Annotated in this window: 17 protein-coding genes and 1 pseudogene; 17 read left to right on the forward strand and 1 reads right to left on the reverse strand. The window is 41.4% G+C overall.

Annotated elements, in window-relative coordinates:
* Window positions 1-212 (forward strand): annotated as a pseudogene (locus CI597_RS16730) (transposase); the annotation flags it as partial.
* Between the two features lie 315 nt (window positions 213-527).
* Here CI597_RS16730 and CI597_RS16740 read toward each other — a convergent pair.
* The gene (locus CI597_RS16740) at window positions 528-1,652 is read right to left on the reverse strand and encodes a replication initiation factor domain-containing protein (protein WP_095143018.1); all 1,125 of its coding nucleotides are present in this window, start codon (window positions 1,650-1,652) and stop codon (window positions 528-530) included.
* A 509-nt stretch (window positions 1,653-2,161) separates the two neighbouring features.
* Between CI597_RS16740 and CI597_RS16745 the strand changes: the two genes are divergently transcribed.
* From CI597_RS16745 to CI597_RS16820, 16 genes are all read left to right on the forward strand, one after another.
* Window positions 2,162-2,797: a helix-turn-helix domain-containing protein gene (locus CI597_RS16745; RefSeq protein WP_024728613.1), complete on the forward strand. Its 636-nt coding sequence runs from the start codon at window positions 2,162-2,164 to the stop codon at window positions 2,795-2,797.
* A gap of 341 nt (window positions 2,798-3,138) precedes the next feature.
* Entirely contained in the window at window positions 3,139-3,363 is a 225-nt protein-coding gene (locus tag CI597_RS16750; protein WP_024728612.1) for a helix-turn-helix transcriptional regulator, read from the forward strand.
* Window position 3,364: 1 nt separating this feature from the next.
* Window positions 3,365-3,694 (forward strand): hypothetical protein, encoded by a 330-nt coding sequence (locus CI597_RS16755; protein ID WP_034550178.1) that lies wholly within the window; start codon window positions 3,365-3,367, stop codon window positions 3,692-3,694.
* Between the two features lie 128 nt (window positions 3,695-3,822).
* The gene (locus tag CI597_RS16760) at window positions 3,823-4,113 is read left to right on the forward strand and encodes a hypothetical protein (RefSeq protein WP_024728610.1); all 291 of its coding nucleotides are present in this window, start codon (window positions 3,823-3,825) and stop codon (window positions 4,111-4,113) included.
* A gap of 400 nt (window positions 4,114-4,513) precedes the next feature.
* Complete coding sequence (locus tag CI597_RS16765; protein WP_024728609.1) at window positions 4,514-4,933, forward strand: sigma factor-like helix-turn-helix DNA-binding protein; 420 nt, start codon at window positions 4,514-4,516, stop codon at window positions 4,931-4,933.
* 4 nt (window positions 4,934-4,937) lie between these two features.
* Entirely contained in the window at window positions 4,938-5,177 is a 240-nt protein-coding gene (locus tag CI597_RS16770) for a helix-turn-helix domain-containing protein (protein ID WP_024728608.1), read from the forward strand.
* 257 nt (window positions 5,178-5,434) lie between these two features.
* A complete protein-coding gene (locus CI597_RS16775; RefSeq protein WP_024728607.1) occupies window positions 5,435-5,872 on the forward strand; it encodes a hypothetical protein in 438 nt (145 codons plus the stop codon).
* Between the two features lie 176 nt (window positions 5,873-6,048).
* A complete protein-coding gene (locus tag CI597_RS16780) occupies window positions 6,049-6,402 on the forward strand; it encodes a hypothetical protein (RefSeq protein WP_024728606.1) in 354 nt (117 codons plus the stop codon).
* 170 nt (window positions 6,403-6,572) lie between these two features.
* The gene (locus CI597_RS16785; protein WP_024728605.1) at window positions 6,573-7,886 is read left to right on the forward strand and encodes an O-acetylhomoserine aminocarboxypropyltransferase/cysteine synthase family protein; all 1,314 of its coding nucleotides are present in this window, start codon (window positions 6,573-6,575) and stop codon (window positions 7,884-7,886) included.
* 130 nt (window positions 7,887-8,016) lie between these two features.
* On the forward strand, window positions 8,017-8,913 hold the full coding sequence (gene metF / locus CI597_RS16790; protein WP_024728604.1) for a methylenetetrahydrofolate reductase [NAD(P)H]: 897 nt from the start codon (window positions 8,017-8,019) through the stop codon (window positions 8,911-8,913).
* Entirely contained in the window at window positions 8,906-9,532 is a 627-nt protein-coding gene (locus CI597_RS16795; protein WP_024728603.1) for a vitamin B12 dependent-methionine synthase activation domain-containing protein, read from the forward strand. The genes metF and CI597_RS16795 overlap by 8 nt, the downstream gene beginning before the upstream one ends.
* On the forward strand, window positions 9,523-11,877 hold the full coding sequence (locus CI597_RS16800; RefSeq protein WP_024728602.1) for a homocysteine S-methyltransferase family protein: 2,355 nt from the start codon (window positions 9,523-9,525) through the stop codon (window positions 11,875-11,877). Before CI597_RS16795 ends, CI597_RS16800 begins: the two co-directional genes overlap by 10 nt.
* A gap of 20 nt (window positions 11,878-11,897) precedes the next feature.
* Entirely contained in the window at window positions 11,898-12,602 is a 705-nt protein-coding gene (locus tag CI597_RS16805; RefSeq protein WP_235824666.1) for an AzlC family ABC transporter permease, read from the forward strand.
* Entirely contained in the window at window positions 12,599-12,913 is a 315-nt protein-coding gene (locus CI597_RS16810) for a branched-chain amino acid transporter permease (RefSeq protein WP_024728600.1), read from the forward strand. The genes CI597_RS16805 and CI597_RS16810 overlap by 4 nt, the downstream gene beginning before the upstream one ends.
* Before the next feature lie 153 nt (window positions 12,914-13,066).
* The gene (gene fba, locus CI597_RS16815; protein ID WP_024728599.1) at window positions 13,067-13,936 is read left to right on the forward strand and encodes a class II fructose-1,6-bisphosphate aldolase; all 870 of its coding nucleotides are present in this window, start codon (window positions 13,067-13,069) and stop codon (window positions 13,934-13,936) included.
* Between the two features lie 46 nt (window positions 13,937-13,982).
* On the forward strand, window positions 13,983-14,276 hold the full coding sequence (locus tag CI597_RS16820; protein WP_024728598.1) for a hypothetical protein: 294 nt from the start codon (window positions 13,983-13,985) through the stop codon (window positions 14,274-14,276).
* Window positions 14,277-14,532 lie beyond the last annotated feature (256 nt).

Below are 14,532 nucleotides of genomic sequence, written 5' to 3' on the forward strand. Positions count from 1 at the left end.
ACGGCTTTGACAACATCGACGGCGCCAACTATGACCTTGCTCTATGGGTTGCTTACTACAATTTCCTTCGTCCTCACAAACACACAGGATATAAAGTCCTAAATGAGGTGGAACTGCTAAAAGGAGCCGAAAACATGCCCGGCAAGTGGCAGCTTCTTATATTCCTTGGTCAACAGACGATCCTGAATCTTCAAAACCGGACCACAGCCTAAAAGGAGCGGAACCGTTGTCACGCAAACCGTGGAATACCACAGTGCACCGCACAAGGATATGCCGCGAAAGTTGCTTGACATAAGGGTTCTCGGATTATCCTGTTTAGCAGAAAAGGGGCAACTGCGCCCTTTTCCTGCCTTCCGGCGAGGATGGGTTCGGGCAAAGCCTGATATTAGGTCAAGGGACAAGTCCCTTGCGGGTACTTAGGGCAGCGCCCTAAGCCCTCGGAGAGCTTAACGTTATCAATATCTACAGGTTTCAAGGTTCATCTGAGCCTATTTTTTATGCTCAGCTTTTTCATACATCACTTGACACTATCTTTCAATGACCTCTGCTATATCCGTACACATCTGTTCCACAATCATTTCCTGCTTTTCGGTAAGGCTTGTTACTTCATCAATCATTTTCATGTAGTTTGAGCCTGTCAGCCTGTCGATTTCCTCTATCATCACAATGGACGGCATGACCTGTTTTTCCAGCCATAGCAGAGTACGTTCCATATTGACGGGTACAGGGTTCATTTCAAAAGGTAAACTGTCATGGGAAATGAATATCTCCCACAACGGATAGTCGGGAAAGTCCACAAAATCAGTAATGAGGTAAAACACCAGCCCATGAGGGTTATAGGTCAATAACAGTTCCTCAACTGCCTGTACCGCCTTTGTATCACGCAGACGGATTTCAAAACGGTTGATAATATCCGTATGTTTCCTTTTCGTTGCCTGTTCCTTTTGTTTTTCATACAGGCAGAAATATTTCATTCCTGTTTTTGAACCGATATAGAGTGTATCTGCTAAATTGCGGTTTTTTCCGCCCAGCCTGCCACTATGGACACTTTCAAAACTTTTTGAGCGACATTCCGTATTTCCCCTGTGGTATTTTTCAGACAGGACAGGAATATCCAGCAGACCGCACATATCATTGACCGCTAAATCAATACGCTTGATGATACCGCCCAAATCAAGACAGCGGTTTAAGAATGAATACCAGTCCCTATGCTGTGCCTGTAAGACGTACTCCATATTGCGTGAGCCAGTTCCTTTCAATTCCACAAATACGCCCATGTGTTTATCATCAGATACCATGACCTTGATTTCTCCATAGGCATAATGTTCCTTATATCCATAATACCCGTAGTCAAAATGGATAAAGTATCTTGCTTTCATTCCCAGCAATTTTCTGATGATAGCCAGTCCGTCCGTGGTCGGGAAACGGACAGCGAGATAGTCAATCCATAAAGTAAATGGCTTTTCGCAGATACAGTAATTCAAAGAACGCAGTATAATATTCTGTGTTTCCTTGCTGGCGTTGGCTTTTCCGTTCTCAAAGCGATTGATACTATATCTTGATACAGGGGTAAGACCTGCCAGCTCTCCTTGTGAAAGACCGCTAGCAAGACGCTTGTTTTTCATTTCAAGTGCAAATTCTAAGTTGTTCATTGTTTTCCTCCAATCCCACAATAGCCTTGAAATACCTGTAAACCAACTTTCAAAAGGTGTGATATGCACTATCTTCTTAAAACTCCTCATTACTCCTTACAGCTTTGGGGTTGTATGGTTTTTGACTTGTCTTTTGTGTAATAGTGCCCCCCTGTTAGAGAACGGGGGCACAGACAAGGCTCGCAGGCTCGCCAGCCGACAAAGCATTTCCGCCCTTTGACGGCAAGCCGTCATGGCGTTGTTGCTGACGCACGCCAACAGTCCTACAATGCTTTGTCAGCCAATTCTATTTTTACCTTTTCTAACAAGCTCCATTTCAACCGATATTCATATCTACGGGTTTAATCAGATAGGTTCTACTTTTTGAATATTCTTATATTTCATTCTATTGTGCTTATTCAATTACAAGAACATAGTAATTCTTATATGCTTATTTGTCAATATATTTTTTTGCCTTTACAAACTATATTAAGCGTGATAGACTTATAACAGTGAAGATATAACGAGATATGGAGGGTTATGCGATGAAAATAAGCCATTTAGGAAATAATATACAGACCATAAGAAAATTCAGAGTAATGAAACAACAGGAGCTTGCGGACAAAATCGGTATCAATATGCAGAGCCTTTCCAAGATTGAAAGAGGGTTGAATTATCCTGCTTATGATACGCTGGAAAAGATAATGGAAGTGCTGGACGTAACACCGAACGAATTGCTATCGGGGGAATGGAAATATGTCAATCAAGCAGAAAAGGAAGTCTGCCAGTTTCTAAGAACGGAAGAACGTTTAAATGCAGAACTGAAACATGGACATTATGATAACTTTTTTGACAGCGAAGAAGAATGGCTGGAATATGAATTAGAACAGCTACGTAAATATATTACAGATTACATCAACGGAAAGAATATCAAGGCAGGCGACCTTTATCCAATCAAAGAAGTTATCCAGCATTTGAAATTCCAAAAACTGTTAGACCGCTATGATGATTTATACAGCATGGATATGTTCGGGGAAAGCACAGAGGGACATAAATATAAAACACCTTATCAAGTCGTAAAAATGATAAACCCGAAATCAAAAGAAGATATGGAACTGTTACGGGAAGTATTAAGGAATAACCATTTTGAAGATGAGGACGAGTAGCCTTTTTCCTCTTGTGAAAAGATACAGCAAACAAAAAGCCCGATCAAGAGTGCAAAGCACCACCAATGGTGGCAAGCTCTTGACAGGGCTTTTTCTTTTCTGTGGTGGTTAATCAAGAGGAAGAAAGGGATAAAATCTGATTTATAATAAATCAGACAACGCAGCTAGCTCGTTTGAGCTTGTGCTACATAAGGATAGTAACTGGAAGATTGTAGGTTAAACTCTTAAAGCGTGTAGTTCTAATTAAGAATTTACACGCTTTAAATAATAAAAATCTTTCACATAATGTAAGAAATATGTTATAATCGACGATAGAATATTTCAATAAAGGTGGTGTGCAAGTGGCTAAAAAAGATAAATACAAATTTGATAGTAAGATTCATATTTTCCGTGCTACAAAGAGAATGAGCCAACAAGAACTTGCTGACCTTGTAGGAGTATCACGTCAAACAATTATACAGTTAGAACGTAACAGATATAACCCGTCTATGTTGCTGGCATATAGCATTGCTAAAGTTTTTAATGTTGCGATAGAAGACTTGTTTGACTTTGAGGAGGGAAATTAGTATGTATGATATTTTTTATAACTTCATATCTAGTAAGACTATTTTAATTCTAGGAGCTTGGTTGGGACTTCCATTATTTATTATTTTAATTATCATGTTTTCAAAAAAGAAAAACCGAGACGAGAGAGGCTGGAAAATTTTTGGGAAAGCTAGCATTATTACGTTTATTTGGCTTATGATTATAACTAATGTTATTGCAAAAATTGTCGGAAACACGTATCCTACTTATGCATTGCACTATATTGAATATGCTAATACAATACAATGGATTTTTAATTCTTCTATAATTGTAGAGCTTATTTCAGTTATCACTTTAAGAAAAATAGAGTAAATTATTTCAAATTATTCATCAGAAATGATGGATATTTTTTCTTTCTTATAGTAAGAAATACTTTACATTTAGAGATAAATAGATTATTATTATAATAGTTTTAAATTATTTGAAAGGAGTTAATCATTATGGTAACATTTGCAATCGAGGGAATTATTATTGTATCGGCTCTTATTTCCGCAGGGAGTATGATAAGACGAAAACCAGCTAAATCAAAAAAGGTTTTAGCAACAACAATCGTATTGATTATTGCAGTATTTATTGGTTTTAGTATGGCACAGTTATGTAGTATTTTAAATATAGTAGATTTCGCCATAACTTATACACCATTGGAAATTTTATCAATATTATGTTTTGTTTATTGGATTTCCTTTTTTACTTCCAACAGTTCCATGTTTGATAAAATTATTGGAGAATAATCATCATAGATGTTTCCAAAACCTAAAACGGTCAGGCATAGGTCTGGCTGTTTTTTAATATCTTGTAATAAACAAATGATTGGTGTGATAATGTGAAAATTTAAACGATGTTTTAACAATCGCTCCTACACTAGAAGAATATATTTACAAGATTACAAAAAAGACAAAGATTTAATACAAATCAAGTGCTGTAAGGGGGCTTGCTGTATGAAACGCTTTAAGCACAATTCAATCCAGATTTAAAAGCATACTATCTGTAATTAAATACGCTATAACAGTAGCTCGTACAAAATTCATATTTTGTGCGGGCTTTTTTACTCTCTTTTCTGTGTTTTCCAAAGGTATAGACGGCATTTCCGTTTATATATTTCAGATTATGCGGAAAAAGGGGGGTGAAACTATGGACACATCTTCTTTTGAGCATATCGTTAGAATACAGTTTAATGCTTTGATGATGACTGTTATTAAATGCACAGTAAAAAGTAGGAATAGGAAGTTTGCAAGACGTTCTCAGCGTGAAGTTTTATTCTGTGAATTATCAGATATAAAACATCTTGAGTGTGGAACAACGGATAACTATTCATGTGATTATACTTCTTTTAAAGTCTTGAATTATACAATCCGAATATCAGATGAGAAACTAGCTGTTGCTTTACATCAGTTATCAAAGAAACAGCGTGATGTAATTTTATTACGCTATTTTCAAGGCATGAGCGACCGAGAAATTGCAGGGCTATATCATGCATCACATTCTGCTGTTTATTACAGAAGAAATAACGGATTGAAGAAACTTAAAACACTATTGAAAGAAAGGCATTAAAACAATGAGAAAAAAATATGGCTATCCCACACTAGAAGTAATATGCAAAGCGTCCTCTGGAAATGAAATCGCTATAAAGGAAATTCTGAAATTCTATGACGCATATATCTGTAAATTGTGCTTGCGTCCATTTTACCACGCTGAAAGTGGTAAAATCATTATGCAGGTTGACGAAGAATTAAAAGGTCAAATTCATACAGAAATGATGAAAGCAATCTTGAAATTTGAAATCAGAGTGAAGTAATCTTACATGAATGAAAAATGGGAGATACACAGATATTTTGTGCTATCTCCTGTATAATTTTAGTGTCATATCAAGACTCGTTCAATCGTGGTAAATTCGTGGTAAAATAGGTGTTTTGCTATACTTCAAAATGCTTGAAAGTATAGTATTTATGCGGATAATCAAAAATTAGATATAAAATTTAGATTAAATAGAAAATATATTTACAACTACATATATAGATGATAATATTCAGATATATTAGGAGGAGGATAAATATGGATAGAAAAAGCTTAGGGAATCATATATGTTGGAGTTTCGTATTTATTATATTTTGTTATGCATTTGGTAGATTATATTCATTTATTGCAGATGGATTCTTAATAGAAAGGAAACTACAATATATTACAATTGCAATGATTTCTAAACCGGTTATGTATCTTATATTAGGGTTAATGTTTGGGATTTTGTTATATTTGGAGATATTAAAACCCGTTTCAAAAAAGCAAATGGTGATTGAAATGTTTATTGTAGAAATTCCAATTTTAACAACTGTATTAAACGAATTTGTAAGAGATATGTTGGTGAATTATGGATTTCAGGTTGGGCGTGTTTTAGATAAACCGTTTCGTTCTGCAAGGTTAATTGCTGTAACATATGTTTTTTTATTATTCATTGTAAGAAGAAAACTGTTGTCCCGAAAGGAGGAATTATGAGATTGAGGAAAAAGTGTTGGTGTGTAGTGATGTTAAGTGTTGGAATGTTATTCCCAACAATTGTATATGGCAATGATAATTGCTTAATTAAAGATAATATTGAGACGTCATAAATAGCCTCAGTTGAAAGAATTGAGAATGATAGGTTTTCAAGTGAAGTAAATTCAATACAAAAAGTGATTTCTGATAAACTGAAAGATCTTAGTCAATTTGCAGACATTCAAATTACGGAGTATGAAGACAATAGAGTTGAGTATTCTTTTATTCCCAAAAGACCTGAAAGAATAGAGACTTACAATAATGGGGAGCAGTTAAGCGAGTATGAAATGGTGAAGTTGACAGCAGTACCCAGCAATCAAAATGCAGAGATTGATTTAAATAGTGCCAAAAAAGCTTCTTATAGTTTTCAGGAAGGCGATGATGTACAAGAAACTATTACAAAGAAGCATTCGGATGTCAGATTAAGAGGAACATATAATTATACAGAAGGTATAGCTAAAGAACCAGGAGCTAGAGTTAAAGTTGCGTAGTACTCATATCTCCTTGTTTATACTAAATAAATATCCCGAATTTTCAAAATGTTTCATAAAGCAGATATTAAATAAATAAAATTCCAATTTCCTATTGACTTTATATGAAATGCTTTTTATAATACAACAAAACAATTCATAGCAATCATATAGGAAAAGGAGACAAAACCATGTATCAGAAGAAATCCAGAGAGGAAAGAAATTTAAAATTTGAAACACTGCAGCTGCATGTTGGGCAGGAGAAGGCTGATCCGGCCACTGATGCCAGGGCGGTTCCCATTTACCAGACGTCCTCTTATGTGTTCCACAACAGCGAACATGCGGCGGCCCGGTTTAACCTGAGTGATGCGGGAAACATTTACGGCAGACTGACCAATCCAACCCAGGATGTATTTGAACAGCGTGTAGCAGCCCTGGAAGGAGGAACGGCGGCACTTGCTACCGCATCCGGCGCAGCAGCTATTACATATACTATCCAGAACCTTGCACAAAATGGAGATCATATTGTTGCGGCAAAAAATATTTATGGCGGAAGCTATAATCTTTTGGCCCACACGCTGCCGGAATTCGGAGTGGAAACAACCTTTGTGGACATTTTTAAGGACGGAGCCGTGGAAGCCGCCGTCAAAGAAAATACAAAGGCAGTCTTTATTGAAACATTGGGCAATCCCCATTCAGATGTGGCGGATATTGAGAAGATGGCAGAGATTGCACACAGACATCGGATCCCACTTGTGATTGACAATACATTCGGGACTCCTTATCTGATCCGGCCTATCGAGTACGGAGCTGACATCGTTATACATTCGGCAACCAAGTTCATCGGAGGACATGGGACTGCCATCGGAGGAGTCATTGTAGACAGCGGTAATTTTGACTGGGAGGCATCCGGGAAATTCCCTTCCCTAACAGAACCAAATTCAAGCTATCACGGCATCAGCTTTACGAAAGCAGCGGGCAGAGCCGCATTTGTCACAAAGATCCGTGCTATTCTGCTTAGAGATATGGGGGCAGCACTGTCTCCGTTTCATGCATTTTTGTTTCTCCAGGGATTGGAGACCTTGTCTTTGAGGGTGGAGCGGCATGTGGAAAACGCGCTGAAAACAGTGGAATTTTTGAGCAGGCATCCCCAGGTAGAAGCAGTGCATCACCCATCTGTCACACAGGACAGAGAACAAAAGAGATTATATGAAAAATATTTTCCAAACGGAGGAGGTTCAATCTTTACATTTGAGATCAAGGGGGATGACAGGACGGCGAAAGAGTTTATCGACAATCTGGAGATCTTTTCCCTGCTGGCCAATGTGGCCGATGTGAAATCCCTGGTGATCCATCCGGCGTCCACAACCCACTCACAGCTGAATGAGGAAGAATTGAAAGAACAGGGATTAAAGCCCAATACTATCCGCCTTTCCATCGGAACGGAGAATATAGACGATATCCTTGAAGATTTGAGTGAAGCTTTTAAGGCAGTTCAAAAATAGAAAAATCTGCAGAAAACGATGTCTGCTCAGGCTTTATAAAGCCCTGCAGGCATCGCTTTTTCTGTATAGACAGAGAAAATCGAACATGATAAAATTGCTTTAATGTATTACAGGAATAAAGGAGAAGCAGATGAAGATATCAGAATTACTAAAAGAAAAGGCTACCATTTCATTTGAAGTATTCCCGCCCAAGAGCAAAGAAGGGGATATTTCTTCCATCTATTATACCATTGAGGAACTGGCAAAACTTGACCCGGATTTTATCAGTGTTACATACGGAGCCGGTGGGTCTTCCAAGGGAAAGACCGTGGAGATCGCATCGGTCATTAAAAATAAGTATCAGATCGAGTCCGTAGCCCACCTAAGCTGCATCACATCCACAAAAGAAGATATTCTCACGGAATGCAGGGCATTAAAGGAGCACAATGTCGATAATATCCTGTCACTGAGGGGAGACTATCCTGTGGGAGAAGAAGAAAAATACCGGGGAATGGATCTGGAGTTTCACTATGCCAGCGAACTGAACGGATTTATCAGGGAGAATTTCGGGGAATCTTTCTGCCTTTCCGGGGCATGTTATCCGGAGGTCCATCAGGAAGCGGACTGTTTCCGGGATGATCTGGAGGCACTGAAAAAAAAGGTGGATGCAGGAGCAGAATACCTGATTACCCAGATTTTCTTTGACAACAGCTATTATTACCGGCTGGTGAAAGAAGCGAGAAAAATAGGAATCACTGTTCCGATCCTTGCAGGGATCATGCCGGTGACGAATGCAAAATCTCTTTTGCGCACGGCCAAACTGTGCGGCTGCTCCATTCCGTTCCAGCTTTCCACAATGATTGAGACTTATTACAATTATCCTGAAGCGATGAAGGAGATCGGGATCAACTATGCAGCCCACCAGATCATCGATCTGATCACGAACGGGGTGGACGGGATTCACATTTACACGATGAATAAGCCCGAAATCGCGCAGAGGATCTTCGGAAATATTCCGACGGTGTTAAAAGAGCTGAATCATGATTAAAGAAAATGCACTGAAATACTTAGGGCATACGGGGCAGCAGATCACGGATGAGATGGAAAGCCTGCTGGATGAATGTATCCGGGAGGTGAAACAGGTTTCCCAGCCCAAGGCTGTTTCCCGCAGGTTTGAACTGTTCGGAGCTCTGCCGCAGATAAAAGAATTGGGACTGTCTCTTCCCGGGGATCAGATCCGGGAGGCTTTTTTGCAGTGCAGCCACTGCCTTTTTATCGGAGCAACTCTTGGAGTCACCCTGGAGCGGAAGGTAAAATACTACGAAAAGAGCAACATGACAAAAGCGGCTGTTATGGATGCGGTGGGAAGCGCTTATCTGGAAGCTTACTGCGACGAGTATGAAGAAGGGCTGGGGTATCCAAACAGATCATACCGCCTCTGTCCGGGCTATGGTGATATTCCGCTGTCCCTCAACCGGGAGATCGCAAGAGTGCTCGATGTCGGGAAAACTCTTGGGGTCACGCTTACGCCCGATCATCTGATGATTCCCCAGAAATCCATGCTGGGTCTCATAGGTATCGGCACGCCTGAGAGGAAGAAACAGTGCGGACAGTGTGTGATGAGAGAAGACTGTGTATTTAGAAAGAGAGGCCAGAGATGTTACTAGACAGAATCGGAAAAGACTTACTCATATTTGACGGAGCCATGGGGACCCAGCTTCAGGAGGCAGGGCTCCGTGCCGGAGATATCCCAGAAGAATTAAATATTGACAGGCCGGAGCTGATCATTTCCATCCATGAAAAATATCTTGAGGCCGGAGCGGACTTTATCACGACCAATACGTTCGGATGCAATGAACTGAAAATGCAGGAGTCAAAGTACGGATACCGGGATATGCTGCGTGCCGCGGTTTCCAATGCAAATGAGGCAAGAAAAAATGCAGGACGTGAGCATGATGCCTATATCGTACTCGACATCGGTCCCATCGGACAGCTTCTGGAACCCATGGGTACCCTTACGTTTGATGAGGCCTATGACATTGTTCTTTCGCAGGTGGAAACGGTGAAGGACGATGTGGATGCAGTCCTTTTTGAGACGATGAGCGATCTGTATGAGGTGAAGGCAGGTATTCTGGCGGTGAAAGAGCATACGTCCCTGCCGGTCTTTGTGACTATGACCTTTGAGCAGAACAGGCGGACGCTGTCCGGAAATGATCCGGTCACCTTTGTAAATACGGTGCAGGGGCTGGGAGCGGATATGCTGGGTGTCAACTGTTCTTTAGGACCGGCAGAACTCGGGCCGATCATTGAAGAAATTTTAAGTGTATCTTCTGTGCCTGTGATGATCCAGCCCAACGCAGGTCTTCCGTGTCTGGAACATGGAGAGACTCATTATCATGTGACCGGCGATGAATATGCCCGGCTGATGCAGGGATATTTACAGGACGGAATTTCCGCTGCGGGAGGATGCTGTGGGACGACTCCCGAATTTATCAGGAAGTTAAAAGCCGCAGCTCCGAAAAAAGCGGCTCCGAGAAAGATTGAAAAGAAGACAAGAGTATCCAGTCAGACAAAAACCGTCACATTCGGAGACCGGGTCATTGTCTGCGGGGAACGGCTGAATCCGACGGGAAAGAAAAAATTGAAGCTGGCCCTGAAAGAAGAACGGTATGATGAACTCGTATCGGAGGCGATCAAACAGGATGAGGCGGGAGCCGATGTGCTGGATGTAAATGTGGGCCTGCCGGGCATCGACGAACCGGAGACGATGAAACATGTGGTAAAACTTCTCCAGGAAGTGATCACCCTTCCGCTTCAGATCGACAGTTCCAATGCCCGGGCCATTGAGCTGGCATGCCGGTATTACAACGGGAAACCGCTGATCAATTCTGTCAACGGAAAAGATGAAGTCATGGAAGCTGTTTTTCCTATTGTGAAAAAGTACGGGGGCGTTGTAATCGGTCTGACTTTAGATGAGGGGATTCCTCTGAAAGCAGAAGAGCGGTTTGAGATAGCACAAAAAATCATTGCGAAGGCGGCTGAATACGGCATCGGGAAAGAAGAGATCATCATCGACTGCCTGACCCTGACGGCTTCTGCACAGCAAAAGGAAGTAAAGGAAACGTTAAAAGCCATCGAGATGGTAAAGAAGCTGGGAGTCCATACTGTTTTGGGCGTCTCCAACGTCTCCTTCGGCCTTCCGAACCGTCCGCTCTTAAACCGGACATTTCTCGCACTTGCCATGCAGGCCGGACTGGATCTGCCGATCATCAATCCGCTGGACAGGGAGCTGATGGGCACCATCGATGCGTTCCATGTATTGTTTTATAAAGATATCGACAGTGAAAGCTACATCAGGAATCAGTCAAATACGGCAGAGACGAAGACAGCGGTTCAGACGGAATTCCCGCTCCATGACATTATCATCCACGGACTGAAGGAGGAAGTGGAGGCAAAGACGAGAAAAGAACTGGAAAAGAAAGAACCGCTGGAACTGATCAATGAAGTGATCATTCCTGCACTGAATGTAGTTGGAAAGGATTATGAGACCGGAAAGATCTTTCTTCCTCAACTGATCCAGTCGGCAGAGACGACAAAGAAAGCCTTTGAGGTTGTAAAGAAGTGCTTCAGCGCCGGCGCAAATGAAGAAAAAGGACCGGTCCTTATGGCTACCGTAGAAGGAGATATCCACGATATCGGGAAAAACATTGTCAAAGTCGTTCTGGAAAGCTACGGATACCGTGTTATCGATCTGGGCAAAGATGTGAAGATTGAAAAAGTGGCGGAGGCATGGAACAAGTATCAGCCGAAAGCCATCGGTCTGAGCGCACTGATGACAACTACGGTCGTATCTATGGAAAAAACCATTCAAAGACTCAGGGAGGAAGACTGTACCTGTCCGATCTGGGTGGGAGGAGCAGTGCTCACGGAAGATATTGCAAAAAATATCGGAGCCGACTACTATGCGGAGGATGCCATGGCATCTGTGGCCCTCCTGGAAAGGATTATTTAATGCCTGGAGGGGTAGCAACAGTGAAAAACACGAAAGAATATTTCAGATATGCAGTCAAAAAATCCATACCGGTATTCTTCGGATATATATTTTTGGGCATTGCTTTCGGCATCCTCATGGCAAAGACAGGATACGGGCCGTTCTGGACACTGGCTGCAAGCCTGTTTATTTATGCCGGATCTATGCAGTTTGTATTAGTGTCTTTTCTTGCAGCCGGAGCGCCCCTGGGCCTTGTGGCGCTGACAACGCTGTTTATCAATGGCAGACATATGTTTTATGGTCTCTCATTCGTGGAACGTTTCCGGAAAATGGGCAGATATTATCCTTATATGGTATTCTCTCTGACAGATGAGACGTATTCGGTCCTCTGCTCCATTCCGGACGAAAAAGCAGAGGCGGAACCCAGGATCATGTTCTGGATCTCAGCGCTGGATCAGACTTATTGGGCAGCTGGTTCCCTGATTGGGGTGCTGGCCGGAGGGCTGCTTCCGTTTGATTTTAAGGGCATCGAATTCTCTATGACAGCACTGTTTTTGGTGATTTTTCTGGACCAGTGGAAAAATTCCAAAAAGCACGGGGCAGCGGCAGCAGGGCTGGCCGTTTCAGTATTCTTTTTGATTCTGCTGGGACCGGACCGGTTTTTACTGCCATCGCTGCTTGTTCTTGCGACAGTCATGTGCCTTGGTTTTATAAGAGAGGAGCAAAAGGGGGAATTGAAGGAATGATGAAGACGATTTCTATTATGGCAATAGTAGCATTTGTGACACTTTTTACGAGAGTACTTCCGTTTGTATTATTTGGAGGAAAGAAGGGTATGCCTAAAATGATCGGATATCTGGGAAAGGTACTGCCTGCGGCCATCATTGCGGCTCTTGTGGTATATTGTTTCAAGGAACTGACGATCCAGCCTGCCCTTCAAAAGCTGTGGAGTCTGTCGGCAGGAGCGGCAGTCATTCTCCTGCATCTTTGGAAAAGGAACACCCTGGTCAGCATTGCCGGGGGAACAGTGCTGTATATGCTGCTCATACGGATATAAGAGATGGAACAGCTGGAACAAATGCAGTACGTTTTGCCTGTAAGCCCCGGCTTTTTTGGGGACCCTGTGACTTGCGCAACTTGGTCAAATAGGATATAATAAGTTTGATGTGAAAAAAATAACAATTCATTAAAGAATTATGGAGGATTTATCATGTTAGTATCAGCAAAAGAGATGTTAAATAAGGCAAAAGCCGGACACTACGCTGTAGGACAGTTTAACATCAACAATCTGGAGTGGACAAAGGCAATCTTATTGGCAGCAGAAGAGACAAGATCTCCGGTGATCTTAGGTGTTTCTGAAGGTGCAGGAAAATATATGACAGGATATAAGACAGTGGTTGGAATGGTAAATGGAATGTTGGAAGAATTAAATATTTCCGTTCCGGTTGCCCTTCACTTAGACCATGGTTCTTATGAAGGATGTAATGCTTGTATCGAAGCAGGATTTTCTTCTGTTATGTTCGACGGATCACACTACCCGATCGAAGAGAATATTGAAAAAACCAAGGAATTGGTTCAGGTAACAAGAGGAAAGGGGATGTCTATCGAAGCTGAAGTAGGCTCTATCGGCGGAGAAGAAGACGGAGTTATCGGAAAAGGTGAATGTGCTGATCCTGAAGAGTGCAAGGCGGTCGCTGACTTAGGTGTTACGATGCTAGCAGCGGGAATCGGAAACATCCACGGAAAATACCCTGAAAACTGGGAAGGCTTAAGCTTCGAGACATTGGATGCGATCCAGAAGCTGACAGGAGACATGCCTTTAGTACTGCACGGTGGTACAGGAATCCCTGATGACATGATCAAAAAAGCAATTACTCTCGGAGTTGCAAAGATCAACGTAAACACGGAGTGCCAGATTGCATTTGCCGAAGCTACACGCGGATACATTGAAGCAGGCAAGGACAGAGAAGGAAAAGGATTTGACCCACGTAAATTACTCGCTCCTGGTACAGAGGCGATCAAAGACATGGTGATCACAAAGATCAAGTTATTCGGATCTGAAGGAAAAGCAGACGAATAAAAATAATATATTAGGAAAGCGCGTCTCTAAATGAGATGCGCTTTTTGTGTATGAAAAATTCCAAATTAAAGTTACTGGCAGTATTTTCTTTGTCTCATGGATAAGGAAAAAACTGGTAAGAGCATTGGAGTTCATGGAAGACGGAACAAAGAATATTTTCCTGATCTTCAGTCTCAGCTGGTTTTTTACCATGGTATTGTTTAATGTACAATTTACTTATCCCCAAAACCGGATTCTGAAGGTCCTGTGTCTGCTTGTACTGGCGCTGAATGTCACTTTGAATTTTATTATTATTTACTATTTGGTAGTAAATTATAAAAATATAAATGATTTAGAATAATTTTATATGAGTTTTTGAATTATCCGCATAAACACTATATCTATAAGCAATTTCAAAACTAAAAAACATTCATTTTACCACGAAATTACCACGATTGAATGAGCCTTGATATGGCAATAAAACCGATAAGGAGGAATCGGCTAATGCCGATTTTTCCGATTTAAAAGAGAAATAGGGATACCCTGCGGAAATACGTGCCTTTCAGCATCGTCATATTCCGCAGGGTATCCCTATTTCTAAGATCAGTAATTATTTT

Source organism: Anaerostipes hominis (ex Lee et al. 2021), from assembly GCF_002270485.1.
Taxonomy (GTDB): domain Bacteria; phylum Bacillota; class Clostridia; order Lachnospirales; family Lachnospiraceae; genus Anaerostipes; species Anaerostipes hominis.

What these genes read in the sequence shown, in the direction of transcription:
- CI597_RS16740 (WP_095143018.1), bottom strand. Translation starts at nt 1,652, where the DNA reads ATGAACAACTTAGAATTTGCACTTGAAATGAAAAACAAGCGTCTTGCT.
- CI597_RS16745 (WP_024728613.1), top strand. Translation starts at nt 2,162, where the DNA reads ATGGAGGGTTATGCGATGAAAATAAGCCATTTAGGAAATAATATACAG.
- CI597_RS16755 (WP_034550178.1), top strand. Translation starts at nt 3,365, where the DNA reads ATGTATGATATTTTTTATAACTTCATATCTAGTAAGACTATTTTAATT.
- CI597_RS16760 (WP_024728610.1), top strand. Translation starts at nt 3,823, where the DNA reads ATGGTAACATTTGCAATCGAGGGAATTATTATTGTATCGGCTCTTATT.
- CI597_RS16765 (WP_024728609.1), top strand. Translation starts at nt 4,514, where the DNA reads ATGGACACATCTTCTTTTGAGCATATCGTTAGAATACAGTTTAATGCT.
- CI597_RS16770 (WP_024728608.1), top strand. Translation starts at nt 4,938, where the DNA reads ATGAGAAAAAAATATGGCTATCCCACACTAGAAGTAATATGCAAAGCG.
- CI597_RS16775 (WP_024728607.1), top strand. Translation starts at nt 5,435, where the DNA reads ATGGATAGAAAAAGCTTAGGGAATCATATATGTTGGAGTTTCGTATTT.
- CI597_RS16785 (WP_024728605.1), top strand. Translation starts at nt 6,573, where the DNA reads ATGTATCAGAAGAAATCCAGAGAGGAAAGAAATTTAAAATTTGAAACA.
- metF (WP_024728604.1), top strand. Translation starts at nt 8,017, where the DNA reads ATGAAGATATCAGAATTACTAAAAGAAAAGGCTACCATTTCATTTGAA.
- CI597_RS16795 (WP_024728603.1), top strand. Translation starts at nt 8,906, where the DNA reads ATGATTAAAGAAAATGCACTGAAATACTTAGGGCATACGGGGCAGCAG.
- CI597_RS16800 (WP_024728602.1), top strand. Translation starts at nt 9,523, where the DNA reads ATGTTACTAGACAGAATCGGAAAAGACTTACTCATATTTGACGGAGCC.
- CI597_RS16810 (WP_024728600.1), top strand. Translation starts at nt 12,599, where the DNA reads ATGATGAAGACGATTTCTATTATGGCAATAGTAGCATTTGTGACACTT.
- fba (WP_024728599.1), top strand. Translation starts at nt 13,067, where the DNA reads ATGTTAGTATCAGCAAAAGAGATGTTAAATAAGGCAAAAGCCGGACAC.